Source organism: Rhizobium sp. P1_C7 (genome assembly GCF_056406295.1).
Map to the genome: position 1 here is coordinate 98,621 of NZ_JBFUAL010000007.1, position 22,240 is coordinate 120,860.

The 22,240-nt window shown below is 59.5% G+C and carries 13 protein-coding genes; 6 read left to right on the forward strand and 7 right to left on the reverse strand.

The genetic code is table 11. The annotated features are described in order from the left end of the window. The first annotated feature begins 116 nt into the window (after nucleotides 1-116). From AC1D2R_RS12970 to AC1D2R_RS12985, 4 genes are all read left to right on the forward strand, one after another. Nucleotides 117-1,691, forward strand: a complete 1,575-nt coding sequence (locus AC1D2R_RS12970; RefSeq protein WP_477967683.1) for a Do family serine endopeptidase — start codon at nucleotides 117-119, stop codon at nucleotides 1,689-1,691. A gap of 141 nt (nucleotides 1,692-1,832) precedes the next feature. After that, on the forward strand, nucleotides 1,833-2,510 hold the full coding sequence (locus AC1D2R_RS12975; protein ID WP_200959434.1) for a response regulator transcription factor: 678 nt from the start codon (nucleotides 1,833-1,835) through the stop codon (nucleotides 2,508-2,510). Next, nucleotides 2,507-3,916 (forward strand): sensor histidine kinase, encoded by a 1,410-nt coding sequence (locus AC1D2R_RS12980; protein WP_477967684.1) that lies wholly within the window; start codon nucleotides 2,507-2,509, stop codon nucleotides 3,914-3,916. The genes AC1D2R_RS12975 and AC1D2R_RS12980 overlap by 4 nt, the downstream gene beginning before the upstream one ends. Nucleotides 3,917-4,069: 153 nt before the next feature. Further along, a complete protein-coding gene (locus AC1D2R_RS12985) occupies nucleotides 4,070-7,027 on the forward strand; it encodes a bifunctional [glutamine synthetase] adenylyltransferase/[glutamine synthetase]-adenylyl-L-tyrosine phosphorylase (protein ID WP_477967685.1) in 2,958 nt (985 codons plus the stop codon). Here AC1D2R_RS12985 and AC1D2R_RS12990 read toward each other — a convergent pair. Further along, the gene (locus AC1D2R_RS12990; RefSeq protein WP_477967686.1) at nucleotides 7,024-9,342 is read right to left on the reverse strand and encodes a PAS domain-containing sensor histidine kinase; all 2,319 of its coding nucleotides are present in this window, start codon (nucleotides 9,340-9,342) and stop codon (nucleotides 7,024-7,026) included. The two genes, AC1D2R_RS12985 and AC1D2R_RS12990, sit on opposite strands and share 4 nt — an antisense overlap. A 183-nt stretch (nucleotides 9,343-9,525) precedes the next feature. Beyond that, complete coding sequence (gene pepN, locus AC1D2R_RS12995) at nucleotides 9,526-12,174, reverse strand: aminopeptidase N (protein WP_477967687.1); 2,649 nt, start codon at nucleotides 12,172-12,174, stop codon at nucleotides 9,526-9,528. 522 nt (nucleotides 12,175-12,696) lie between these two features. Between pepN and AC1D2R_RS13000 the strand changes: the two genes are divergently transcribed. Next, nucleotides 12,697-13,623 carry a DMT family transporter gene (locus tag AC1D2R_RS13000; RefSeq protein ID WP_477967688.1) on the forward strand — a complete coding sequence of 309 codons (927 nt, stop codon included), beginning with the start codon at nucleotides 12,697-12,699 and terminating at the stop codon, nucleotides 13,621-13,623. A 231-nt stretch (nucleotides 13,624-13,854) separates the two neighbouring features. Beyond that, nucleotides 13,855-14,742 (forward strand): hypothetical protein, encoded by an 888-nt coding sequence (locus tag AC1D2R_RS13005; protein WP_477967689.1) that lies wholly within the window; start codon nucleotides 13,855-13,857, stop codon nucleotides 14,740-14,742. 167 nt (nucleotides 14,743-14,909) lie between these two features. Here the strand turns inward: AC1D2R_RS13005 and AC1D2R_RS13010 are convergent, their stop codons facing one another. The 5 genes from AC1D2R_RS13010 to AC1D2R_RS13030 form a co-directional block, all read right to left on the reverse strand. Beyond that, nucleotides 14,910-15,101, reverse strand: a complete 192-nt coding sequence (locus AC1D2R_RS13010; protein ID WP_477967690.1) for a hypothetical protein — start codon at nucleotides 15,099-15,101, stop codon at nucleotides 14,910-14,912. Between the two features lie 149 nt (nucleotides 15,102-15,250). Continuing rightward, nucleotides 15,251-16,123 carry a uracil-DNA glycosylase gene (locus AC1D2R_RS13015; RefSeq protein WP_477967691.1) on the reverse strand — a complete coding sequence of 291 codons (873 nt, stop codon included), beginning with the start codon at nucleotides 16,121-16,123 and terminating at the stop codon, nucleotides 15,251-15,253. A gap of 59 nt (nucleotides 16,124-16,182) precedes the next feature. Beyond that, nucleotides 16,183-17,475 carry an Hsp70 family protein gene (locus AC1D2R_RS13020; protein WP_477967692.1) on the reverse strand — a complete coding sequence of 431 codons (1,293 nt, stop codon included), beginning with the start codon at nucleotides 17,473-17,475 and terminating at the stop codon, nucleotides 16,183-16,185. A 163-nt stretch (nucleotides 17,476-17,638) separates the two neighbouring features. Next, nucleotides 17,639-20,755: an efflux RND transporter permease subunit gene (locus AC1D2R_RS13025; protein WP_477967693.1), complete on the reverse strand. Its 3,117-nt coding sequence runs from the start codon at nucleotides 20,753-20,755 to the stop codon at nucleotides 17,639-17,641. Continuing rightward, the gene (locus tag AC1D2R_RS13030; RefSeq protein ID WP_477967694.1) at nucleotides 20,752-22,029 is read right to left on the reverse strand and encodes an efflux RND transporter periplasmic adaptor subunit; all 1,278 of its coding nucleotides are present in this window, start codon (nucleotides 22,027-22,029) and stop codon (nucleotides 20,752-20,754) included. Before AC1D2R_RS13030 ends, AC1D2R_RS13025 begins: the two co-directional genes overlap by 4 nt. Between the last annotated feature and the right edge of the window lie 211 nt (nucleotides 22,030-22,240).

Genomic DNA, 22,240 nt, shown 5'->3' on the forward strand with positions numbered 1-22,240 from the left:
ACGAATTTTTCATCGCCCGGACAGTTCGCAGTAAGGTGTGCCGTCCTATATCTTCATTCATCAACGGATACGGTGATCACCGATCCTGCGGATGCAAAGACAAAGAAGGTCCCCTCATGCTCAAGAATATCAAAACCCCGTCGCTCACTACCGCCCTCAAGGCCTCGACCGTCGCGGGTCTTGCCGCTGCGGTGCTGGCAACCGGTATTCCCCTCGAAATCACACGCTCCTACGCCGAAGCCGTCAAGGTCCAGGCTCCATCCGTTCCAAGTTTCGCAAACGTCGTGGACGCCGTCTCTCCCGCTGTCGTCTCTGTACGCGTCGAAAGCCGCATCAGCCCCGTTTCCGACGAAGACAGCGGCAACGGCTTTTCGTTCGACTTCAACGGTCGCGGTCTGGACGATCTTCCTGACGCCCTGAAGCCTTTCTTCCGGCAGTTCGGCGAGCAGGGGCCGCAAGGTCCCCAGGGTCATCGTGGCCCGTCCGGCAAGCATTCCGGTCCGGATGGCAAGGGCCGTCTGCGTCCGGTTGCTCAGGGCTCGGGATTCTTCATTTCCGATGATGGCTACATCGTCACCAACAATCACGTCGTATCCGACGGTGCTGCTTTCGTCGCGGTCATGAGCGATGGCACCGAACTCGATGCCAAGTTGATCGGCAAGGATCCGCGCACCGACCTCGCTGTCCTCAAGGTTGATGGCAAGGGCCGCAAGTTCACTTACGTCAACTGGGCGGATGACAACAATGTCCGCGTCGGCGACTGGGTTGTCGCCGTCGGCAACCCCTTCGGCCTCGGCGGCACAGTGACCGCAGGCATCGTCTCGGCTCGTGGCCGCGACATCGGCTCCGGCCCGTACGACGACTACCTGCAGGTTGACGCTGCGGTCAACCGTGGCAACTCGGGCGGCCCGACCTTCAACCTCGCCGGCGAAGTCGTCGGCATCAACACCGCGATCTTCTCGCCGTCCGGCGGCAGCGTTGGCATTGCCTTCGCCATTCCCGCTTCGACCGCGAAGGATGTCGTTGCCGATCTCATGAAGGACGGTACGGTCTCCCGTGGCTGGCTTGGTGTTCAGATCCAGCCGGTGACCAAGGATATCGCCGACTCGCTCGGCCTTTCCGAAGCAAGCGGTGCGCTTGTCGTGGCGCCACAGGAAGGCTCGCCTGGCCAGAAGGCTGGCATGAAGGCCGGCGACGTCGTCACCGCCCTCAATGGCGAGACTGTCAAGGATGCTCGCGACCTCAGCCGCCGCATCGGGGCGATGCAGCCCGGCAAGAAGGTAGAGCTCTCCGTCTGGCGTGCCGGCAAGGCCCAGCCACTGTCTGTCGAACTCGGCACACTGCCGGCCGATCAGAAGGAAGTCTCGGCTGAGGACAGCGATCAGGCACCGGAAGCGCAGACCCCTGCGTCGGAAAAGGCGCTTGCTGATCTCGGCATGACGGTTGGTCCGGCAGATGACGGCAAGGGCCTGCAGATCACGGGTATCGACCCGAACTCCGACGCTGCCGACAAGGGCATCAAGGAAGGCGAGAAGATTACCTCGGTCAACAACCAGGAAGTCACCTCTGCCGCTGATGTCGTAAAGGTGCTGAACCAGGCGAAGAAGGACGGTCGCACCCGTGCACTGTTCCAGATTCAGTCGAAGGATGGCAGCCGCTTCGTGGCACTGCCCGTCGACAACCAGGGCTGATCCGGCCAGAACAGGGACAGGGGCCGCGCTGTTGCGCGGCTCCTTTTTGTCAATCCACCATGGGTGACGGCAATGACCTCCACGCAAAACGATACAGCTTTGAGCCTTGCCGAAACACAGGCGGCGGGTAATGTCGGCCGCATGAAGATTCTCATCATCGAAGACGATCTGGAAGCAGCGGTCTACCTGACAAAGGCGTTTCGGGAGGCGGGTATCGTCGTCGACCACGCAAGCGATGGTGAAAGCGGCCTCTTTATGGGAACCGAAAACACTTACGACGTTATCGTGATCGACCGGATGCTGCCACGCCGCGACGGCCTCTCAGTCATCAGCGAGCTGCGCCGCAAGGGGATTCACACGCCCGTTCTCATACTGTCTGCCCTCGGACAAGTGGACGATCGCGTCACCGGCCTTCGCGCTGGCGGCGACGATTACCTGCCGAAGCCCTATGCCTTCAGTGAACTGCTTGCTCGCGTCGAAGTGCTCGGTCGCCGCAAGGGCACACCTGATCAGGACGTTGTCTACCGCGTCGGCGATCTGGAACTCGACCGCCTTGCCCACGAAGTTCGCCGAGGCGGAAAGGAAATTCCGCTGCAGCCGCGTGAGTTTCGCCTGCTGGAATACCTGATGAAGAATGCCGGACAGGTCGTTACCCGGACCATGCTGCTGGAAAACGTCTGGGACTATCACTTCGATCCGCAAACGAATGTTATCGACGTGCATGTCTCGCGCCTGCGCTCGAAGATCGAGAAGGACTTCAGCCAGCCTTTGCTGAAAACCATTCGGGGTGCGGGTTACATGATCAAGGATGACGGATGAGCCGTTTCTGGGTTCTCTTCAAGTCAACCGCAGTCCGCCTTTCGGCACTCTACATCCTGCTTTTTGCCATCTGCGCTGCAACGCTGGTCTTCTATGTGACCGCGATGTCGGAGCGCCTGTTGACGGACCAGATTCGTGAGTCCGTACAGCAGGAAGTCGACCAGGTCGGGCGCGCCTACGAAGCCGGCGGCATGAACCTGCTGCTACGTACCATGGAGCGACGCGCACGCCAGCCGGGCGCCAATCTTTACATTATCGCTGGCCCGTCGGGCGACATTCTCGCCGGCAACGTCGCTTCCGTTCAGCCGGGCGTTCTGGAGGAGCAGGGCTGGACGTCGCTTCCCTTTCGCTATCAGCGTTATGCGGAGGGCGATCAGGGCAAGCGGCACATGGCCGTTGCCAATATCGACGTTTTGGACAATGGCTTGCGCATATTGATCGGTCGCGATCTCGGGGAACCGGAAGCTTTCCGGGTACTCGTCCGGCAGGCGCTGGTGATCGCTCTGGCGATCATGGGGCTTGGTGCCGTCATCATCTGGTTCGGCATCGGCCGGAATGCCCTGAAGCGGATTGACCGAATGTCGGCTGCCAGCAAGAAAATCATGGCTGGCGATCTCTCGCAGCGCCTTCCCGTTGGCGGGTCCGGCGATGAGTTCGATCGGCTTTCGGTTTCGCTGAATGCTATGCTCGGGCGCATTGAAAAGCTGAACGAAGGCTTGCGCCAGGTTTCGGACAATATCGCTCACGATCTGAAGACACCTCTGACACGGCTGCGCAACAAGGCAGCCGACGCACTGGATACGCCCGACACAGAAACGCGCCGCGTTGCGCTCGAGGGGATCATCTCCGAGTCCGACCAGTTGATCCGCACGTTCAACGCCTTGCTGATGATCTCGCGCGTGGAGGCCGGATCGGTTGCAGCGGAAATGTCGACGGTCGATCTTTCGGCGATTGTTGCCGATAGCGCCGAGCTCTACGAACCCGTCGCAGAAGAAGCCGGGCTCGCGCTGAAATCGGCGATCGAGCCGGGGATCGCGGTGCAGGGCAATCGCGAACTGATCGGGCAGGCGATCTTCAATCTGATAGACAACGCCATCAAGTATTCTTCCGATACAGACGGCGGCGGCGAAGTGTCTCTGCGACTCACGCGCCGTGCCGACGGTATTTGCCTGCAGGTCGCCGATCGCGGCGCCGGCATCCCCGCGGAAAAACGAGAGGAAGTGCTGAAACGCTTCGTGCGTCTCGATGAAAGCCGTTCGAAGCCGGGCACCGGTCTCGGCCTGTCGCTCGTCGAGGCTGTCATGGAGCTGCACAGCGGCAAGCTGGAGCTTTCAGACACCGTTGCTGACGGACATGACGTCAAGAACCGCGGCTTGGCTGTCACGATGATCTTTCCCGTGAAATAGGCGATATCCTGATGTCGGTGCCGCATTGCGAACGACATCGAGTGAATTGGCTGTTGGCCATTGCGATCCTAGACCCTAACTTAGCTTGCAGTTGTCGAAGCGAGTGTGATTCTCCTTCGGCTCTTTTTCGCTGCTGCTTGCCAGGGAGGGCGAATGCTGACGAAATCGAAGCACAGCCTCAAGGACGTGGCCGACGGCCTGCTTAAGCCGTTGAGCAAGACCGAGTTGAAGCTTGCGCTGAGCGATCTACAGAAAATCGGCAAGACCGAAGCAGCCGTCGCTGAAATGCTCAAAGTGGAAGGGCCGCTTCGGGATTTCATTACCGCAGCGTTGACGCTGTCGCCCTATCTGCGCGACATTGCGAATATTGATCCGGGCATCCTTTGCGCTGCGATTGTCGACCCGTTCGAACCGCAGATAGAGACGCTGATTGCCGAGGCCAGGGACGCCTGGCGACCGGCGGCCGGCGGCGTGTCGCCCTCTGAGACGGAAGTGATGAGCCGTCTGCGTGTCGCCAAACGCAAGGTGGCCTTCCTCGTGGCGCTTGCCGATCTCGCCCGCATCTTCGACGCCCGTGCGACCACAGCGTGGCTGAGCCGGCTTGCCGAAGCATCGGTTGCCGCTGCGATCGACCACCTCCTGCTCTCCTCACACGAGAGCCGCAAGCTCCAGCTGAAGGACGTTGCGCGGCCAAGCGAGGGATCGGGGCTGATCGTCCTCGGCATGGGCAAGCTCGGCGCCGCCGAGCTCAATTATTCCTCCGATATCGATGTGGTCGTTTTCTTCGACGAGCAGTCTGGCATCCTTCCGGATCCCGACGATGCGATCGACGTGTTTCCGCGCCTGATGAGGCGTCTCGTCAGGATCATGCAGGAGCGCACTGCGGACGGCTATGTTTTCAGGACGGACCTGAGGCTGCGGCCGGACCCGGGATCGACGCCGCTCGCGATCTCCGTCGATGCGGCCATGATCTACTACGAGGGCAGGGGGCAGAACTGGGAGCGGGCAGCCTTCATCAAGGCACGCGCGGTTGCCGGCGACATCCCGGCGGGCGAGGCGTTTCTTCGAGGCCTCGTGCCTTTCGTCTTTCGCAAATACCTCGACTATGCTGCAATTGCCGACATCCACTCCATCAAGCGCCAGATCCATGCCCACAGGGGACATGGTGCCATCGCCGTCAAGGGCCACAACGTAAAGCTTGGCCGCGGCGGCATTCGCGAGATCGAGTTCTTCGCGCAGACCCAGCAGCTGATCGCCGGCGGCCGCATGCCCGTGCTTCGTTCGCGCAGCACGGAGGAAACGCTGGCGGAGCTCACCAAGGCAAAATGGATCGACGAGGAGACGCGCGACGAACTGACCGAGGCCTACTGGTTTCTCCGTGATGTCGAGCACCGAATCCAGATGGTTCGCGACGAACAGACGCACTTGCTTCCGGAGACCGAAGCAGATCTGAAGCGGATCGCCTTCATGATGGGCTTTAGTGATACGCCGACTTTCTCCGAGCGGTTGGTCGAGGTATTCAGAACCGTCGAGCGTCGCTACGCTCGCTTGTTCGAGCAGGAGACCCGGCTCTCCACGGAAGCCGGCAACCTCGTCTTCACCGGTCAGAACGACGATCCTGATACGCTGAATACGCTGAAGAAAATGGGTTTCGAGAGGCCTTCGGATATATCGCGCGTTATCCGCACCTGGCACTACGGGCGATACAAAGCAACGCAGTCGGTGGAAGCGCGCGAGCGGCTGACGGAACTCACGCCGCAACTGCTGCGGGTCTTCGGCGAGAGCAAGCGCGCAGATGAAGCGATCCTCCGTTTCGACAGCTTTATATCCGGCCTTCCCGCCGGTATTCAGCTTTTTTCCCTTCTTGGCAGCAACCCGGCGCTGCTTTCCCTGATCGTCAACATCATGTCGGCGGCGCCGAATCTTGCGGAGGTGATAGCCGCCAAGCCTCATGTTTTCGATGGCATGCTCGACCCCGGCCTGATGGCGGAGCTCCCGACCCGAAACTATCTCGCAGAACGGCTGCGGGGATCGCTGCAGCAGGCGCGCTATTATGAAGAGATCCTCGACCGTCTGCGCATCTTCGCGTCCGAGCAGCGCTTCCTCATCGGCATTCGCCTGCTGACCGGCACCATCAATGGCGCAATGGCGGCACGCGCCTTCACCCATCTTGCCGATCTGATCATCGAGGCAGCGCTCAAGGCCGTGATAGGCGAAATGGAAGCTGCTCACGGCAGGTTTCCCGGTGGCTGCGTCGCAGTCGCAGGCATGGGCAAGCTCGGCAGCTTTGAGCTGACCGCGGGATCCGACATCGACCTCATTCTTCTCTACGACTATGAGGAGACTGCGGGCGAATCCGATGGTGCCAAGCCGCTCGATGCCGTTCGCTATTTTACGCGCATCACGCAACGCCTGATCGCCGCTCTTTCCGCTCCGACTGCCGAGGGCGTGCTGTACGAAGTCGACATGCGATTGCGCCCTTCCGGCAACAAGGGGCCGGTTGCCACCCGCATCAGTTCATTCGGCAAATATCAGCGCGAGGAAGCTTGGACCTGGGAACATATGGCACTCAGTCGCGGCCGTTTGATTTGCGGCGATGCCAGCCTGATCGCGGAGGCGGATCATATTGTTGGCGAGGTGCTCTCGAAGCCGCGAGAGATAGGCAAGGTGGCGCAAGATGTCGCCGAGATGCGAGAACTGATCGAGAAGGAAAAGCCTCCTGCGGGCTTGTGGGATCTGAAACTCATCCCCGGTGGTGTGATCGACATTGAGTTCATCACGCAGTACCTCGCGCTGATCGCTCCGACTGGAGGCGTCGATGCGAAAGTCAACGGACTGAATACGGGCGAGGCGCTGAAGCTGCTCGGCGGCAGGCTGATGACTGCTAAGGATGTCGACACCTGTATCGAAGGCTTCGCGCTCTACACGGAGCTGTCGCAACTGATCCGGCTTTGCATCGACGGAATGTTCGATCCCAAGGACGCGCCTGCCGGGCTGACCGATCTGGTCTGCCGTGCCGGCGACTGCCCTGATATTAAGACGCTCGAGGGCGAGGTGAAACGCCTGTCCAAGGCAGTTCGGAAGGTGTTCCTGTCTGTGGTTAGGGCTTAGCGGGCCCTCTCGGGGATCCGCAGCGATATGACCGTGCCGATCGCCTCTCGCGAGCGAATCTTCATCTGTCCGCCATGCAGAGTTGTGAGGGAGCGGGAGATCGCCAGCCCGAGCCCAGAGCCGCCCTTGCTCTTGGCATACTGGCTCTGTACTTGCTCGAAGGGCTGACCGATCTTGCTGAGCGCAGCGCGCGGAATGCCGATGCCGGTGTCTGCGATGGTCAGAACGACACCACCGTTCGTCCTTCGGGTGCGTACGGCAATGCAGCCGCCCTCATTGGTGAACTTGACGGCATTCGAAAGCAGGTTGAGCAGGATCTGCTTCATCGCACGGCGGTCGGCCGTGAGGGCCATGCCATCGCACAGACGCTGTTCGATCCGAATATTCTTCTCGCTGGCCGGGATCGCCGTAAAGCGAAGGCTTTCCTCGATCAGCGGCGCGAGGTCGATATTTTCGCAGTGAAGTTTCATGTGGCCGGCTTCGATCTTCGACATGTCGAGAATGTCGTTGATCACGTTCAGCAAGTGCTTGCCGCTGTCGTGGATATCGCGCGCATACTCGTCGTATTTGGCCGAGCCAAGCGGACCGAACATCTCGTCTTGCAGGATTTCCGAGAAGCCGAGGATCGCATTGAGCGGGGTGCGCAGTTCATGTGACATGTTGGCGAGAAATTCCGACTTTGCCCTGTTGGCGGCCTCGGCTCGCTCTTTTTCCGCCTGATAGTTGGAGTTGGCGACCGAAAGTGCGGACTTCTGGCTTTCGAGCGTATGTCTGGAGGCGGAGAGGTCGCCGATCGTTGCCATCAGGCGCCGCTCGGAGTCGCGCAGGCGCTCCTGATTGCGCTTTAGCAGCGTAATGTCGGTACCGACCGAAACCAAGCCGCCGTCGCGGGTGCGCCGTTCGTTGATCTGCAGCCAACGCTCGTCGGCAAGCTGCACTTCCGTCGTGCGCGAGTACCCGGACCCGTCGGCATCGGCTATGCGCCGTTCGATGACGGGGCGGGCTGCAGCAGCGTTGACAGCCGCACGCTCCGTCCCGGGCACCAGAACGCTATCGGGGAGGCCGTAAGCCTGCTGGAAGTGGGCGTTGCACATGACCAGCCGGTCGTTCTTGTCCCAGAGGACGAAGGCCTCGGAGGTGCACTCGATGGCATCAGCAAGCCGTTGGTCGGCTTCGGCGTAACGTTGCGCGAGGCGATGCTGCTCGGTCACGTCCATAGCGATGCCGATCATATGGACACGGCCGGCATTGGTGCGAATGACCTGGGCCCGCGCCCGCATCCAGACATAGTGGCCGCCTGCATGGCGCATGCGAAAGATCTGATCGATCTGCTCGGAATCACCGCGTGCGATCGAACGCGCGATTTCGTAGATTCCGCCGTCATCCGGATGCATCAACCGGGCAGCGTCGCCGAAACACATGTTGCCTTCCGAAGTCGGAAGACCGAGCATTTCGTACATCGAGCGGGACCAGAAGAATTCGCGCCGATCGAAGTCAAAATCCCAGAGACCGCAACGGCCGCGCGAAAGAGCTGTTTCGACGCGCAGATTGGATTCGAGAAAGATTTCGTCCGCATCGCGTGCGCGCTTCACCTGCATATAGTAGGCGTAGAGCACGACGAGCAGGATCGAGGAAATGCCGGCGAAGAGGGTAACGTTCAGCGTTACCTCTTCGCGCCAGAGCTTATCGATGCGGTCCAGAGACGTTGCGGCAATAACATAACCGCCGGAACTACCGACAAGCGTGATCTCGGCGTAATGCGGACGGCCGCTGATGGTGGTCTCGATGACACCCGCGCGATCACCGAAACGACGAATTGCCGAGACCTCGGAGAAGAAGTCGCCGACGCTCGAACCGATATAGGCTGCACCCGCTGCCGACGCAGCAAAGACTTTGCCGGTTGGCTCGACGAGCAGCACAAAGGCGTCATCGTCCAGACGATCCTGCGGCAGGAAGCGCGCCAGCCGGGACTGCGCCTCGGCGACGTCGCCCGCCTCGAAAACCTGCCCGGATTCAGCGAATGCGGCAGCGGCCGTGGCGGCGGCGAGCGCGGTGGAATGGCGGGCTGCGGCCTCCATCCGGCCGTACTCGGACATCATGCCGAAGAAGTGCGATGCTGCGACCACCGTGAGAAACGCGACGATCAAGATCGGAATGGCGCGCTTGAGCGTCATCTCGGCATGTACGAAATTTCTGGAGCGCCTTTGAGGGGGCGCTGAACTGCTACTGGCGAAGGTATCGCGCCATGAGCGGAAACCTTCGAAATCGACACGCAGCCGCCCATCGGCCACGGTTGCCCGCCGCACGTTCATCATCGTTTGAGCCTTGATCCCTCGTGTGATTCGCTGCGCCGCTCGCCCGAACCTGACTCAATGAATCACTGGTGATTCGCGTTGTCCAGAGGAAAAGGTAAAAATCTGTTAACCGATTCTAAGTGCTTATTTTTCCAGAGCGTCCGGGAAGCGGCTTCCGATCGTGTAGCCGCTTCGCGTCGCAAATCACCCCTTGAGCGTGCGTTCGACAATATCGCGAACGTCGGTCGAAAGGCCCTCGGTCTGCTCGATTTCCGCCAGAGCCTTGCGTGCAAGCTCGGCACGGACCGGCTCCAGTGAACGCCACGAACGCATGGACGTGAGGATGCGCGCGGCCAACTGAGGGTTGCGGCCGTCGATGTCGAGGATCTCGCGTGCAAGGAACCGGTAGCCTTCGCCGTCCGCGCGCCCGAAGCCAGTCGGATTGGCAAAGGCAAACGTCCCGATGAGGGAGCGTACGCGATTGGGGTTGGTTCGCTTGAAGAGCGGATTATCTAGCAGCTTGAGAACACGGTCGAGAGCTGCCGCTCCCGGGATGGTCGCCTGGACGGAAAACCACTTGTCGACCACCAGCGGGTTTTCGGAATTACGGTCCAGAAACGTTGCCAAGGCTTCGACTGATTCATTGCTGTCGGGGAACCGATGAGCAAGGATGGTCAGCGCTTGCATAAGGTCGGTCATGTTGTTTGCGGCATCGAACGTGGCCTTGGCGCGCGAGGGCGAATTCTCCGCATGGGAGAGATAGCCGAGTGCCGTGTTGCGCAGCGCGCGGCGTCCAGCGCTTGTGGCATCGGGGCTGAAGGCGCCCGGTGTCGTCATGGTATCGAGAAGTATTGCGAATGTTTCCTTCCCTGCCGCGGCGATCTGCAGCATGACAGCCTGACGGCCGGTGTGGATGGCGTCCGGATCGTTGTTCCCGCCGAGTTCCCGTGCGATGTCGGCTTCGCTCGGCAGCGCCAGCGCCTGGGCGCGGAAAGCCGGTTCGAGGGTATCGTCGGCGGCCGCGGCAAGCAACGCATCGACGAAGGTCCGCTCGGCCACGACGGCTTTTCCGACGCGTGCATCGCGTGCCGCGGTCAGCAGAGTAGGCAATGCAAGATCCGTGAGTGCCTGCCAACGAGCAAAATGATCTGTCTCGTAGCGGGCAAGCAAGGCGAGATCTGCCGGCGTCTGGTCGAAATGCAGGTTAACAGGCGCCGAGAAGCTGCGGTTGATCGACACGACAGGCCGCGAAGCGATACCGTCGAACACTGCCGTCTGCATCCGCTCGGTAAGATGCAGCACATTGTCGGCGTACTCTGCCCCTGTGACGGAAGCAGGCGTAAACGCAGTGCCATCCTCTGCAAACAGCGCGACGCTGAGCGGAATGTGCATCGGCTTCTTGTCGTTTTGTCCCGGCGTTGCCACGAGCATCTGCTCGAGCGACAGGCTGAAGGTTTTCCCCGCGGCGTCGTAGGTCCCGGAGGCGGTGACGAGTGGCGTACCCGCCTGATAGTACCAGAGCGAGAACTGCGCCAGGTCGCGTCCGCTCGCATCCTCGAAGCATTTGACGAAATCCTCAATGGTCACGGCTTGGCCGTCATGACGATCGAAATAGAGGTCCATGCCCTTCTTGAACGTCTCCTTGCCGAGCAGCGTCGCGATCATCCGCGTAACCTCGCTGCCTTTCTCATAGACGGTCGTCGTATAGAAGTTGTTGATTTCGCGATACTTCGTCGGGCGCACCGGATGCGCGAGCGGACCTCCGTCTTCTGGAAACTGTTCCGATTTCAAATGCCGGACTTCGGCAATGCGCTTGACCGGGCGCGAGCGCTGATCGGCGGAGAATTCGTGGTCACGATAGACCGTCAGGCCTTCCTTGAGGCACAGCTGGAACCAGTCGCGGCAGGTGATGCGGTTGCCGGTCCAGTTGTGGAAATACTCGTGCGCGATGATCGCTTCGATATTGGCGTAGTCAGCATCCGTCGCAGTTTCCGGATCGGCGAGCACGTATTTGTCGTTGAAGACGTTGAGCCCCTTGTTCTCCATGGCGCCCATGTTGAAGTCGGAGACGGCAACGATCATGAAGATATCAAGGTCGTATTCGCGGCCGAAGGCTTCTTCGTCCCACTTCATCGAGCGCTTCAGGGCGTCCATCGCATAACCTGCGCGGGCTTCCTTGCCGTGCTCGACATAGATCTTCAATGCGACGTCTCGACCGGACATCGTGGTAAAGGTGTCCTCGATCACGCCAAGATCGCCGGCCACCAGCGCGAAAAGGTAGCTCGGCTTGGGATGCGGATCGAACCAGGCAGCAAAGTGCTTGCCTTCGCCGTAACCAGCGCCGCCGAGGAAGTTACCGTTCGACAGAAGCAGCGGATTTGCCGACTTGTCGGCGATGATATTGACCGTGAAGGGTGCCAGTACATCCGGACGGTCGGGAAAATAGGTGATGCGACGGAAGCCCTCCGCCTCGCACTGCGTGCAATAGATCCCGCCTGTGCGGTAGAGACCCATCAGTTGTGTGTTCGCTTCCGGGTTAATGATCGTCGTGATCGTCAACTCAAAGGGACCGGACTCCGGCAGCTCGCGGATCGTCAGGCTTTCAGGCGTCGCTGCGTACTGGCTGGCGGGCATGTCCATCTGATCGAAGAGCAGACCGGAAAGCGCCAGTTCATCGCCGTCGAGGATCAGCGGCACCTTTGTGTCGGTGCCTTCGCGGCGATGGAAGATCAGGCGCGATTCTACTTTTGTCTCTGTGGGATCGAGTTCGAACGTCAGGTCCACACGCTCCAGAACGAAGTCGGTGGGGCGGTAGTCTGCCAGATTGATGACCTGGCCGGTATCTGTGCGCATGGTGTTCCCTGAAGACCTTAAGACATTGCTTCGCAAACAGAGTGGGCGCTCTGCCGTAAAATTTGAGGGTATGATTGCATCAAAGTCTGAACCAAAGCTAAAGCGAAAGGCCTCCTGCCCAAGTTTTAGCGGCGCGCGAAGTCGGAGATTCCTGAGGGGGTATATATCTACTATTCCAGATTGAGGGACACCTTTACGGCAGTAATCTTGATGCGCCGAGCGCGGATCCGCGCAGGCCGCGAACACGCAAAAGTAGTTATTTGGGAGCGGGAGGGGTCGATCATTGGCGACATCAAATGGGATTGAGTGGTTCTCAAACAGAACATCAACCATTTAGCTGTCAGACCATTTTTGGGTGTCTATCGAGGATGATCACTGTTGCCCTCATGAGTTAGAACGGCAACTTCGGCTCGGTTTTTAGATTTTTACCCTGTTCTTTAAAAGAAACGGCTGCCAAAGTCGTCATGCGTCGAGTCTGATGCGTTCTCCCGCCCTTCAATTGCCAATGCAAGAGCTTGTGACATGCAGTCGGTTCCCGGAAATCCGATGAGGGGTATTGCGCTAAAAGTCGCCTCGGTCGTCGTCTTCCTCGCAATGCAGACCTTTATCAAGCTGGCCGGCAGCGACATTCAACCAGGCCAGGTGACCTTCTGCCGCTCCTTCTTCGCACTTTTTCCCATCATGGCTTACCTGGCCTATCGCGGCCAGCTGCGCGCCTCTTTCCATACAGCCAATCCGGTGGGACATCTGAAGCGCGGGACGCTCGGGATCATATCCATGGGGCTTGGCTTTTACGGCCTGCTGCATCTGCCGTTGCCGGAGGCGATCGCCCTTGGCTATGCGACGCCGCTGGTGGCTGTGGTCTTCGCTGCAATTTTCCTTGGCGAGACCGTTCGTGTCTATCGCTGGAGCGCAGTCATCCTGGGCATCGTCGGCGTTTCGATCGTGTCCTGGCCCAAGCTCACCCTTTTTCGAGATGGTGGCGGTGAAACGGAACAGGCGATCGGCGCGATCGCAGTCTTGCTGTCGTCTGTTCTTGGCGGGATGGCGATGATCCAGGTACGCCGGCTTGTCGAGGACGAGAAGACTTCGACAATCGTTCTGTACTTCTCGATCACCGCGTCTGCAATCTCATTGGTGACATTGCCCTTTGGCTGGGACTTTCTCGACCTTGCGCCGCAGATATTTTTGATCGCGGCTGGCTTTTGCGGCGGCGTTGCGCAGATATTGCTGACAGAGAGCTATCGACATGCCGATGTCTCCACGATTGCACCATTCGAATACACGTCGATCGTGCTGGGCGGCGTCCTGGCTTACTTCGTGTTCGGTGACATACCGACCCTCAGCATGCTGTTCGGCACGGCTATTATCGTGGCTGCCGGTATATTCATTATATACCGAGAACATCGACTGGAGCTCGAGCGTCGGGCTTCTCGCGGCGCCGGCTAGCGGTAGGCGACCGCTGCACGAAATAAACCTCCCGATTGTAGCAAATTCGATACTTTCTCACAGAGGGAACAAAAGCCAGCAAAATTGAAGGCTGGTATCTTGGCGTATGCCGTGGTTTCTGAACATGAAATTGTTTCATTTATTCGCAAGACTGCAAATTAGGAATAGGCTGCGTTCTTGGGCTATCTTATGCAGGATGGATGCCAATCGGGTGTGAAGTCCGGGAGAGAAATGCCGTTAAGCGCTGAAAACCTTGTCGCGGATCCGAGATTTATGCTGGGCATCCGTTTTCACGCCACCGGTATGCGTGGCATGTTCGATGCTGGACCTAGGCTCGCACGGCTGTTGGCCTCGCAACAGCGCTGGTTGTTGACCCAAATGGCCTACGCGTTGAGTATGGAGCGCGATCCGGCGGATTCATCCTCGGGTCTGACGGCGGTAAGGCTGACCAGCGAGATTACAGCATTGAAGGTCGCAAGCCGAAACACGGTGCTGAGTTTTGTCGATGAACTCTTCACCTACCGCTTCATTGCGTGCGAGCCAGGGGACGAGCGCAGAAGACCGCGTCATTATGAGCCTTCCGACATCAGTCATCAGGCGATGCTCGGCTGGCTCCGGTCCAATCTTTGTGCCTTGGACATGCTAGACGGGGGTGATCGCGTTGCCCAATTCGAGGCACAGCCTGGTTGGATGCGTCTCATGCAACCCCGTATCGCCCGCAATTGTATTGGTGATCCGTTATGGCGCGAGCCGCCGGAACAGATCGGTCTCTTCTTGTGGAGCGATGCGGGCGGACTGATCGTCGACCATCTGATATCGCGAATCGACCTCGATGAGCAAGATCCCGACCGCTTTGCCATCGGCCATATCGACAGCCGCGCGCTTGCTGCAGACTTCTTGATGTCTCGCACCCATATGCAGAGGTTATTTGCCAAGGCGGTGCAGCATGGGTGCGCCGGTTGGGAGGCCGGCTCGAAGCGGCCGGCATTGTGGGTCTCTCGCGAGTTTGTTCGGGAGTACTGCCGCTGGCAGGCAGTCAAGTTCGCCTACGTAGACGAAGCCTTCCATTGGGTAAGGTCACTGCCGGAGGAGCGGGTTCACAGGTACCAGAGGTCCTAGCAGCTGCCTTAGTCGGCGTCCGGCGACTGTCCCGGTCGTACGATTCGGCTGGGCAGACCGCAGCTCGAATGTGCTCGATCGTGTTGATTTTGCAAAAGAGCGAAAAACGGCGTGTTGTCAGGATCGTGCCAAGTATGACGAGGCAGGTGCGACGCCCGTCTTAGTCCTCAATATTGCTGGAAATCCGCAAAGATAGCAGCAGGGCGCGCAATGCGTCCGCTTGCGCCTGTGCCGCGAGCCACCATCTGCTCGTTGGTTGCGAAGCCGATACGGCTATAGCTTTGCGTTGTGCGAACGTGATCGCTCGCAACACGCAGGGTTTCAAACCCGCAGTGGATGGGACGAAAAAGTGCACTCATGGCCTTGGTTCCTTTTGATTCCTCCCAAGACACAGTCGTATATTGCAGTGCACCATGAACTTTGCAACGCACAAGAACACGCAACTGATATGCGATAATCGCATAGGTTATTTCATAAAGCGTTTATAATTGTCTATTTTTAATGCAGATTAGTAATGTGCAAGTTTTTCTCTGAATGTCACAAGATCGTTCCACGCCAAGCGCTTGTTGACGGGCGCGGTAAGGAGATCCTGCGGATGCAGTGTTGCGATCGCCGGTATGGTCTGCCCGCCGATCGCAATATCCTTCCATTGGCCGCGGAGGCCGTGGATCGTGTCGCTTTCGCCAAAAAACACGCGCGCAGCAAAATTTCCCAGAAGGAGTATCGCTTTCGGGTCTGCTAGCGCGATTTGCCGCTCGATGAAGGGGCGGCAGATGTCCATCTCCGCAGAAGATGCGACCCGATTGCCCGGGGGGCGCCAGGGAATGACCTGAGTGAGGACGATGCCGCTGCGATCGAGCCCGATCGCTGCAAGCATCTTGTCCAACAGCTGACCGGGTCTGCCTGCGAAGGGTTGGCCCTCGCGATCGTCTTCGGCGCTCGGCGCCGAACCGATGACCATGATTCTGCTTCCCGCGTCGCCGCTGGCAAAGATGGTCGAGCGGGCGCTGTGTTTCAGGTTGCAGCCGTTGAATGCCTCGATGGCAGTTTTCAGCTCCGTCAGGGAGCGGGCGCCTTCGGCTGCAAAACGTGCCTGTTGTACCGCCTCGCTGTCGGGAATGGCTGGCTGCGGCCTTTGGGCGGCACCGTCCGGCTGCCGAGCAACGCGCGGCTGCGCTTGTGCTGACGGGCGAGACGCCGGCGGGCGGTTTTCTCCGCCCTGTGGGGCAGGGGCGGCGGTGCGTCTTGCCGCCCTCATCTCCTCGAATTCGGCGAACCGATCGACGGGCTCGTCTTCCAGCAGCCACTCGACTCCGGCTTCTGCGTGAAAGTGCAGAAGTGCGGCAAGTTCGCCCGGGGAGAGGTCGTTGACGGAGATCATGCGGGCGACTTTATCGAAGCCGCACCGTCAATGAAAGAGCGCCGAGGTGCACAAGCGGTTTATTGCACGGTCCATTGCGCAATGTCGTCACGTTCGCCGATCAGCGCCAGACCATGCGCTATGGACAGCAGTTCTCCACCCGTCTCGATGCGCCCGGGATCGAAGCGCTCGGTGAAAATACGACGAACGGCCGGCACGAACGAGGTGCCGCCGGTGAGGAATACCTTATCGATGGCTGTCGACATGGTGTTGGTCTTCTCCAGAACCTCATCGAGCGCACCCTCGATCCGGGCGAGGTCGTCGGCAATCCAGGTGTCGAAGTCTGAGCGACGCACCGTGCGGTGGCCGCCGCGCCCTAGCGGACCGAAGTCGAAGGCGGCTTCATCAGCAGTGGAGAGCGCCATCTTGGTTGCGGAGACCGCCTGGTAGAGCGGATATCCCTCGTCGTGGTCGACGAGGTCGATGAAGGTCTCGAGCTTTTCCGGTTCCAGGGCGGTCCGCACCAGCTTCTTCAAATCTTCGAACTCGCGCGATGTCTTGAAGATCGAGAGTTGGTTCCAGCGGCCGAAGCTTGAATAGTAGTTGCTGGGGACGTCAAGAATCTTGTCGAAACTCTTGAAATGACTCCCTTTGCCGATCTGCGGTGCAACGATGTTGTCGATGATACGGTAGTCGAAATGGTCGCCGGCGATGCCCACGCCCGAATGCCCGATCGGCGTTGCTGTTAGCTTTCCTGCGATCGTCTCAAAGCGGATCAGCGAATAGTCGGTGGTGCCGCCTCCGAAGTCGGCAACCAGTACCGTTGCGTCCGACTTCAGGTTTTGCGCGAAGAAGAAAGCCGCAGCCACCGGCTCATAGACATAGTGGATTTCGGGAAAGCCCAAGCGGGAGAGGGCCTCGTTGTAGCGCTCGGTCGCCAGCGCCGGATTGGGGTTGGCGCCGGCAAAATGAACCGGCCGACCTGTGACGATCCGTTTGACATCCGACGGCCAGTTGGTGCCGGCATAGTTCCGCAGGCGCTGAATGAACACCTCCATCAGGTCCTCGAAGCTATGGCGCTTGGCGTAGATCAAGGTGCCTTGGAAGAGGGCGCTGGCGGCAAAGGTCTTGATGGACTGCAGAAAGCGGCAGTCGCCGGGATTGTCGATGAACTGGCGGATAGCCGCGTGGCCAGCCTCGACCTTGAGGGCCGACGTGCGAAGTTGGCCGTCCTTCATGAACGAGAGGGCCGTGCGCATGCTGTCGGCGGTGCCGGCAGCGCTGGTGAATGCCATGGAATGGGTCGTTTCGCCATCCGCTGTGGCAAGCACCGTGTTCGTCGTGCCAAAGTCTAAACCCAGCGCCTGAGCCATGCTCGCACCTCTTAATGCAGATTGTTGTCGGAGACTGGAGCAGTTGCTCCGCCGGGGCGCGGGAGGGCGCCCGAATTCAAGGAGGGCGCGTGATGCCACAGAGGTCAGCCTTATTCAAGACATCGGCTGAAAAATGAAACGGGCGCCGTTGGCGCCCGTCGGGTCACTCGGCGGCGATCGCCCGAGGAACCTCTTCTTCTTCCTCGGCTTTTTTCTTGCGGCCGAGGCTCAGCAGCCAATCGCTGAGCCTGCCCATCTCGACGAAGATGACTGGGGTGATGAACAGCGTCAGCGCCTGTGACACGATCAGGCCGCCAACGACGGCAATGCCAAGCGGCTGGCGAAGCTCGGAGCTGGCGCCGGTGCCAAGTGCGATCGGAAGCGCGCCGAGCAACGCGCAAAAGGTCGTCATCATGATCGGCCTGAAACGTCTGACACAGGCCTCGTGGATTGCTTCTGAGGACGTCATGCCGGTCCCCGAGCGGAGGTTCTCCAATGCAACATCTATCATCATGATCGCGTTCTTCTTGACGATGCCGATCAGCATGAGCAGGCCGATCAATGCGATGATCGACAGGTCGAAGCCCATGACCTTGAGCGCCAGCAGGGCACCCAGGGCTGCTGCGGGCAGGCCCGATAGAATTGTTAGCGGATGGATGAAGCTCTCGTAGAGCACGCCTAGGACGACGTAGATCGTCAGCACGGCCGCCAGGATGAGCAGGGGGGTATTGCCTTGAGACTGTTCGAAGATTTGTGCGGTACCGCCGTAGGACGTGAAGATGTCCGCCGGCAGATTGATGTCCTTCTTGATCTGATCGACCGCAGCTGTTGCGTCTCCGAGTGCTTCGCCCGCAGGCAGGTTGAAGGAAACCGTGGTCGAAACGAGCTGCCCCGTCTGGTTGATCGTCACCGGGCCCGTGTTGCGCTGAACCTCGGCAAAGGTCGACAACGGAACGAGGGTTCCATTTCTTGATGCAACGCGGATTTCCTGGAGCTTCTGGTCATCCCAGGGCTTGCTGGTGTCGTATTCGACGATCACGTCATAGCTGTCGCCGGTAGACTGGATCTGCGTTGCCGCATAGCCGCCAAATGATTCCTGGAGCGTCGTGCGCAGCTGATTGTCGTCGATCCCGAAGGCCGCAGCCTTTTCCGTATCCACGACGATGTTGGCTTGCAGCGCGTTGTTCTGCGCATCGGACGTGACGTCCGTGAAACGCGGATCGGCGCGCATCGCCTGCTGGATCCTGTCGGCCCATAGGTTCGTCTGGTCGGCGCTCAGAGCCTGAACGACCAGCTGATACTGGCTGGCTGTCTGGCGTCCGCCGAAGCGCAGGCTCTGCTGCGGCGTGATGAACGCCTGCAAGCCCGGAATCTTGCTGATGCTGGCGCGCAGCTCCCTCAATGTCTGGTCCAGCGGAGGACGCTGACCCTTGTCCTTCAACTCCACATACATCGTGCCGTTGTTGAGCGGGCTGCGTGCATTGCCGCCGACGATCGACATCACGTGGTTCACTGCCGGATTTTGCTTTACCAAATCCGCAGCCTGGTTCTGCAGCGCCTTCATGGCGGGATAGGAAATGTCCTGCCGCGCGCGTGTCGAGATGCTGAGGCGACCGATGTCCTCGGTCGGGAAGAAGCTCGCCGGCAGCGTTTCAAACAGATAGACGGTCAGCCCCACGGAAGCGAAGAATAGCGCCAGAATGGCTGGCCGGTGGGCAAGGCACCAGCCGACCGCCTTTTCGTAGCCTCTGAGCGTCCGCTCGAAGCCGGCATCGAACCAGCGAATGAAGAACGGCGGCTGTTCGTGGCCGCTGCCCAGTCGCGAAGCAAGCATCGGCGTGACGGTCAACGAAACGATCGCAGAGGCGACGATGGCGATCGCCACAACCATGCCGAATTCGTTGAAGATTCTACCGACGACGCCGCCCATAAGAAGGATCGGGATGAAAACGGCAATCAGCGATACCGACATCGAGATGATCGTGTAACTCACTTCGCCCGCGCCTTTTATCGCCGCGTCGAGTGCCGGCATTCCTTCTTCCACATGCCGTAGAATGTTCTCCAGCATCACGATCGCGTCGTCGACGACAAGGCCCACTGCCAGCGTCAGTCCGAGCAATGATATGTTGTCGACGCTGTAGCCGAGCACATACATCATCCCGAAGGTCGAAATCAGCGACAGCGGAACGGCAAGACCCGGGATGAGGGTTGCCGTCAGATGGCCGGTGAACAGATAGATCACCAGGACCACCAGGCCGATCGTCAGGAGCAGCGTGAACTTGACGTCGGAGATCGCGTCGCGGATCGGCTTGGCAGAATCGTTCATGACCTGCGTCGTCACCGATGCGGGGATTTCCGCGTGCAGAGCGGGCAGCTTGGCGTTGATGGCATCGATGACCTCGACAGTATTCGCATCCGGCTGGCGCTGTATTGCCAGGAGGATGCTCTGCTTGCCGTCGTACCAGCTGCCGGTGTTCTGATTTTCCACGCTGTCTTGAACATCCGCGACATCGCCCAGGTGTATCGGTGCGCCGCCCGGATTGGCGATCACCAGCGAACGGAACTGTTCAGCGTTTGTGCGCTGGGTGTCGGCGTTGATCGTCATGCTTTGGCTGTTGTTCTGAAGTGTGCCGACAGGGACCTGGCTGTTTGCAGCGACCAGCGCGTTGTTCACCGTATCGATGCCAATCCCGCGGTTGAGAAGCTTGTTGGGGTCGACTTCGACGCGCACGGCATATGTCTGTGCGCCGAAGACCGAAACTTCAGCAACGCCAGCAATGGTCGACAGCGATGGTGATATGATGTTCTCGGCGATTTCGTCGAGCTTGCTTCGTGGCAGCGAGTCGCTTTGAACCGCAAGCAGCATCACCGGCGCATCAGACGGGTTGGTCTTGCGATAGCTCGGCGGTGTCGTCAGGTTGTCGGGCAACTGGCGGGTCGCGTGCGAAATCGCGGCCTGAACGTCGGCCGCGGCCGCATCGATGTTTCGGTTCAGATCGAATTGCAAAACGATGCTGGTGTTGCCGAGCGAATTGGTGGCGCTGATCTCGCTGATGCCGGGAATAGTCTCGAACTGCTTGATGAGCGGCGTGGCGACCGATGTCGCCATCGTTTTGGGCGAAGCGCCGGTCAGCGCGGCGGAGACGTTGATGGTTGGAAAGTCCACCTGCGGCAGGGCTGCCACTGGCACAAGCTGGTAGCCGGCAATACCTGCAAGAACGACACCGATTGCAAGCAGAGTGGTGGCGACAGGGCGTTGGATACAGAAATTCGGTATCATTCTTCCGTGTCCGCTACGATGGTTTCTGTCTTCTTCGGCTGATTTGCAGCGGCGACATCTAGCGCCTTGGTGTCGAAATCCTCTTTGACCGCTTGCTTGTCGACAAGCTGAGCCTGTCCTTCGATCACCACGTGGTCTCCTTCGGAAAGGCCGGCGGAAATGGCACTGAACCCGCCGTTGGCACGTGCGACCGTGACCTGGGTCAGTTGCGTCTTCCCATCCTTCACGACGAATGAAAAGAAGCCTTCAGCACCGGGGCTAACTGCCACGGTCGGCACGACCACCTGCTGCTCGTTGTTGTTGAAGTGGACCACGATATTGACCGACTGGCCCGGCCAAAGCGCGCCGGATGCATTCTCGAACTTGGCCTTTGCCAGGATCGTGCCAGACGCCGGATCGACGGTATTGTCGTAGAAACTGATCTGCCCCGTTCGTGGCTTGCCCTTGTCGGACTGCGGAACCGTGGTGACATCGACAGTGCCTGCAGCAAGCGATTGCTTCAATTGCCTGAGGTCGCGCTCCTGGAGGTGGAACTTCACATAGATCGGATCGTACTTGGCAATTGTGACGATTGCCGAGCCGGCATTCAGAAACGCGCCTGGGCTGACGGCGATATCGCCGAGGCGGCCATCGAACGGCGCTCTTATCTGCGTATGCTCGAGAAGTACCTGATCTGAGGAGAGTGCTGCCTTGTCGGCCTGAACAGTGGCGGCGGCGGTGTCGCGTGCAGCCTTTGCCTGATCATAGGTCTGCTGCGTGCCGGCCTTGGACGTCAGCAGGTCGGCAGCGCGCGTCAGGGCGGTTTCTGTCTCCGCCAAAGTCGCCGCGTCCCTTACAATCATCGCATTGTCCTTGTCGACAGCGGCCTGTGCGGTACGGTCGTCCAGCTTCGCGATGAGGTCGCCACGCTTGACTGTCGCGCCGTCCGTGGCAACGATATCGGTTACAAGTCCTTGCTCTTGAGCCGCGATCGTCGTGTTGTCGTCGGCATCGGCCCAGCCGGAAGCCGTGATGTCACGGGGCAGCACCGTTTTGACCGCCGCAACCGTCTTTACAAGGGTTGGCCCGCCGTTGCTGCGGCCATGTCCCTTGCCAGCCGTCTGGTCGCCACCCTGTTGCGTGCCATCGCTGCCGGCTTGATGGCCGCTTGCAGCATCTGCCTGCGGTATTGCCTTCGTGCCGAACTGCGAGAGGTAGGGAATGCGATCCCTATCTTGCCAGACGGCAACGCCGGCAGCGGCAAGGATACAAATGGTGATCCAAAGTTTCTTCATGAGTAAAACCGGTCAGGGACGAGTTGCGCGAAAATGCAGCCTCTATTGAACCACGTTTATTGCGGCGCAAAAAAGACACAATTCTGCAACGGCCATCACTAAGTGGTTATTATAGCTTAAATTTTTGTAATAAAAGAAACTCGTAATATAAAGATATTCGCCATGCTGAGGATGTGCTGCATCTGGCGCCACCACGTGGCGCCAGATTGTC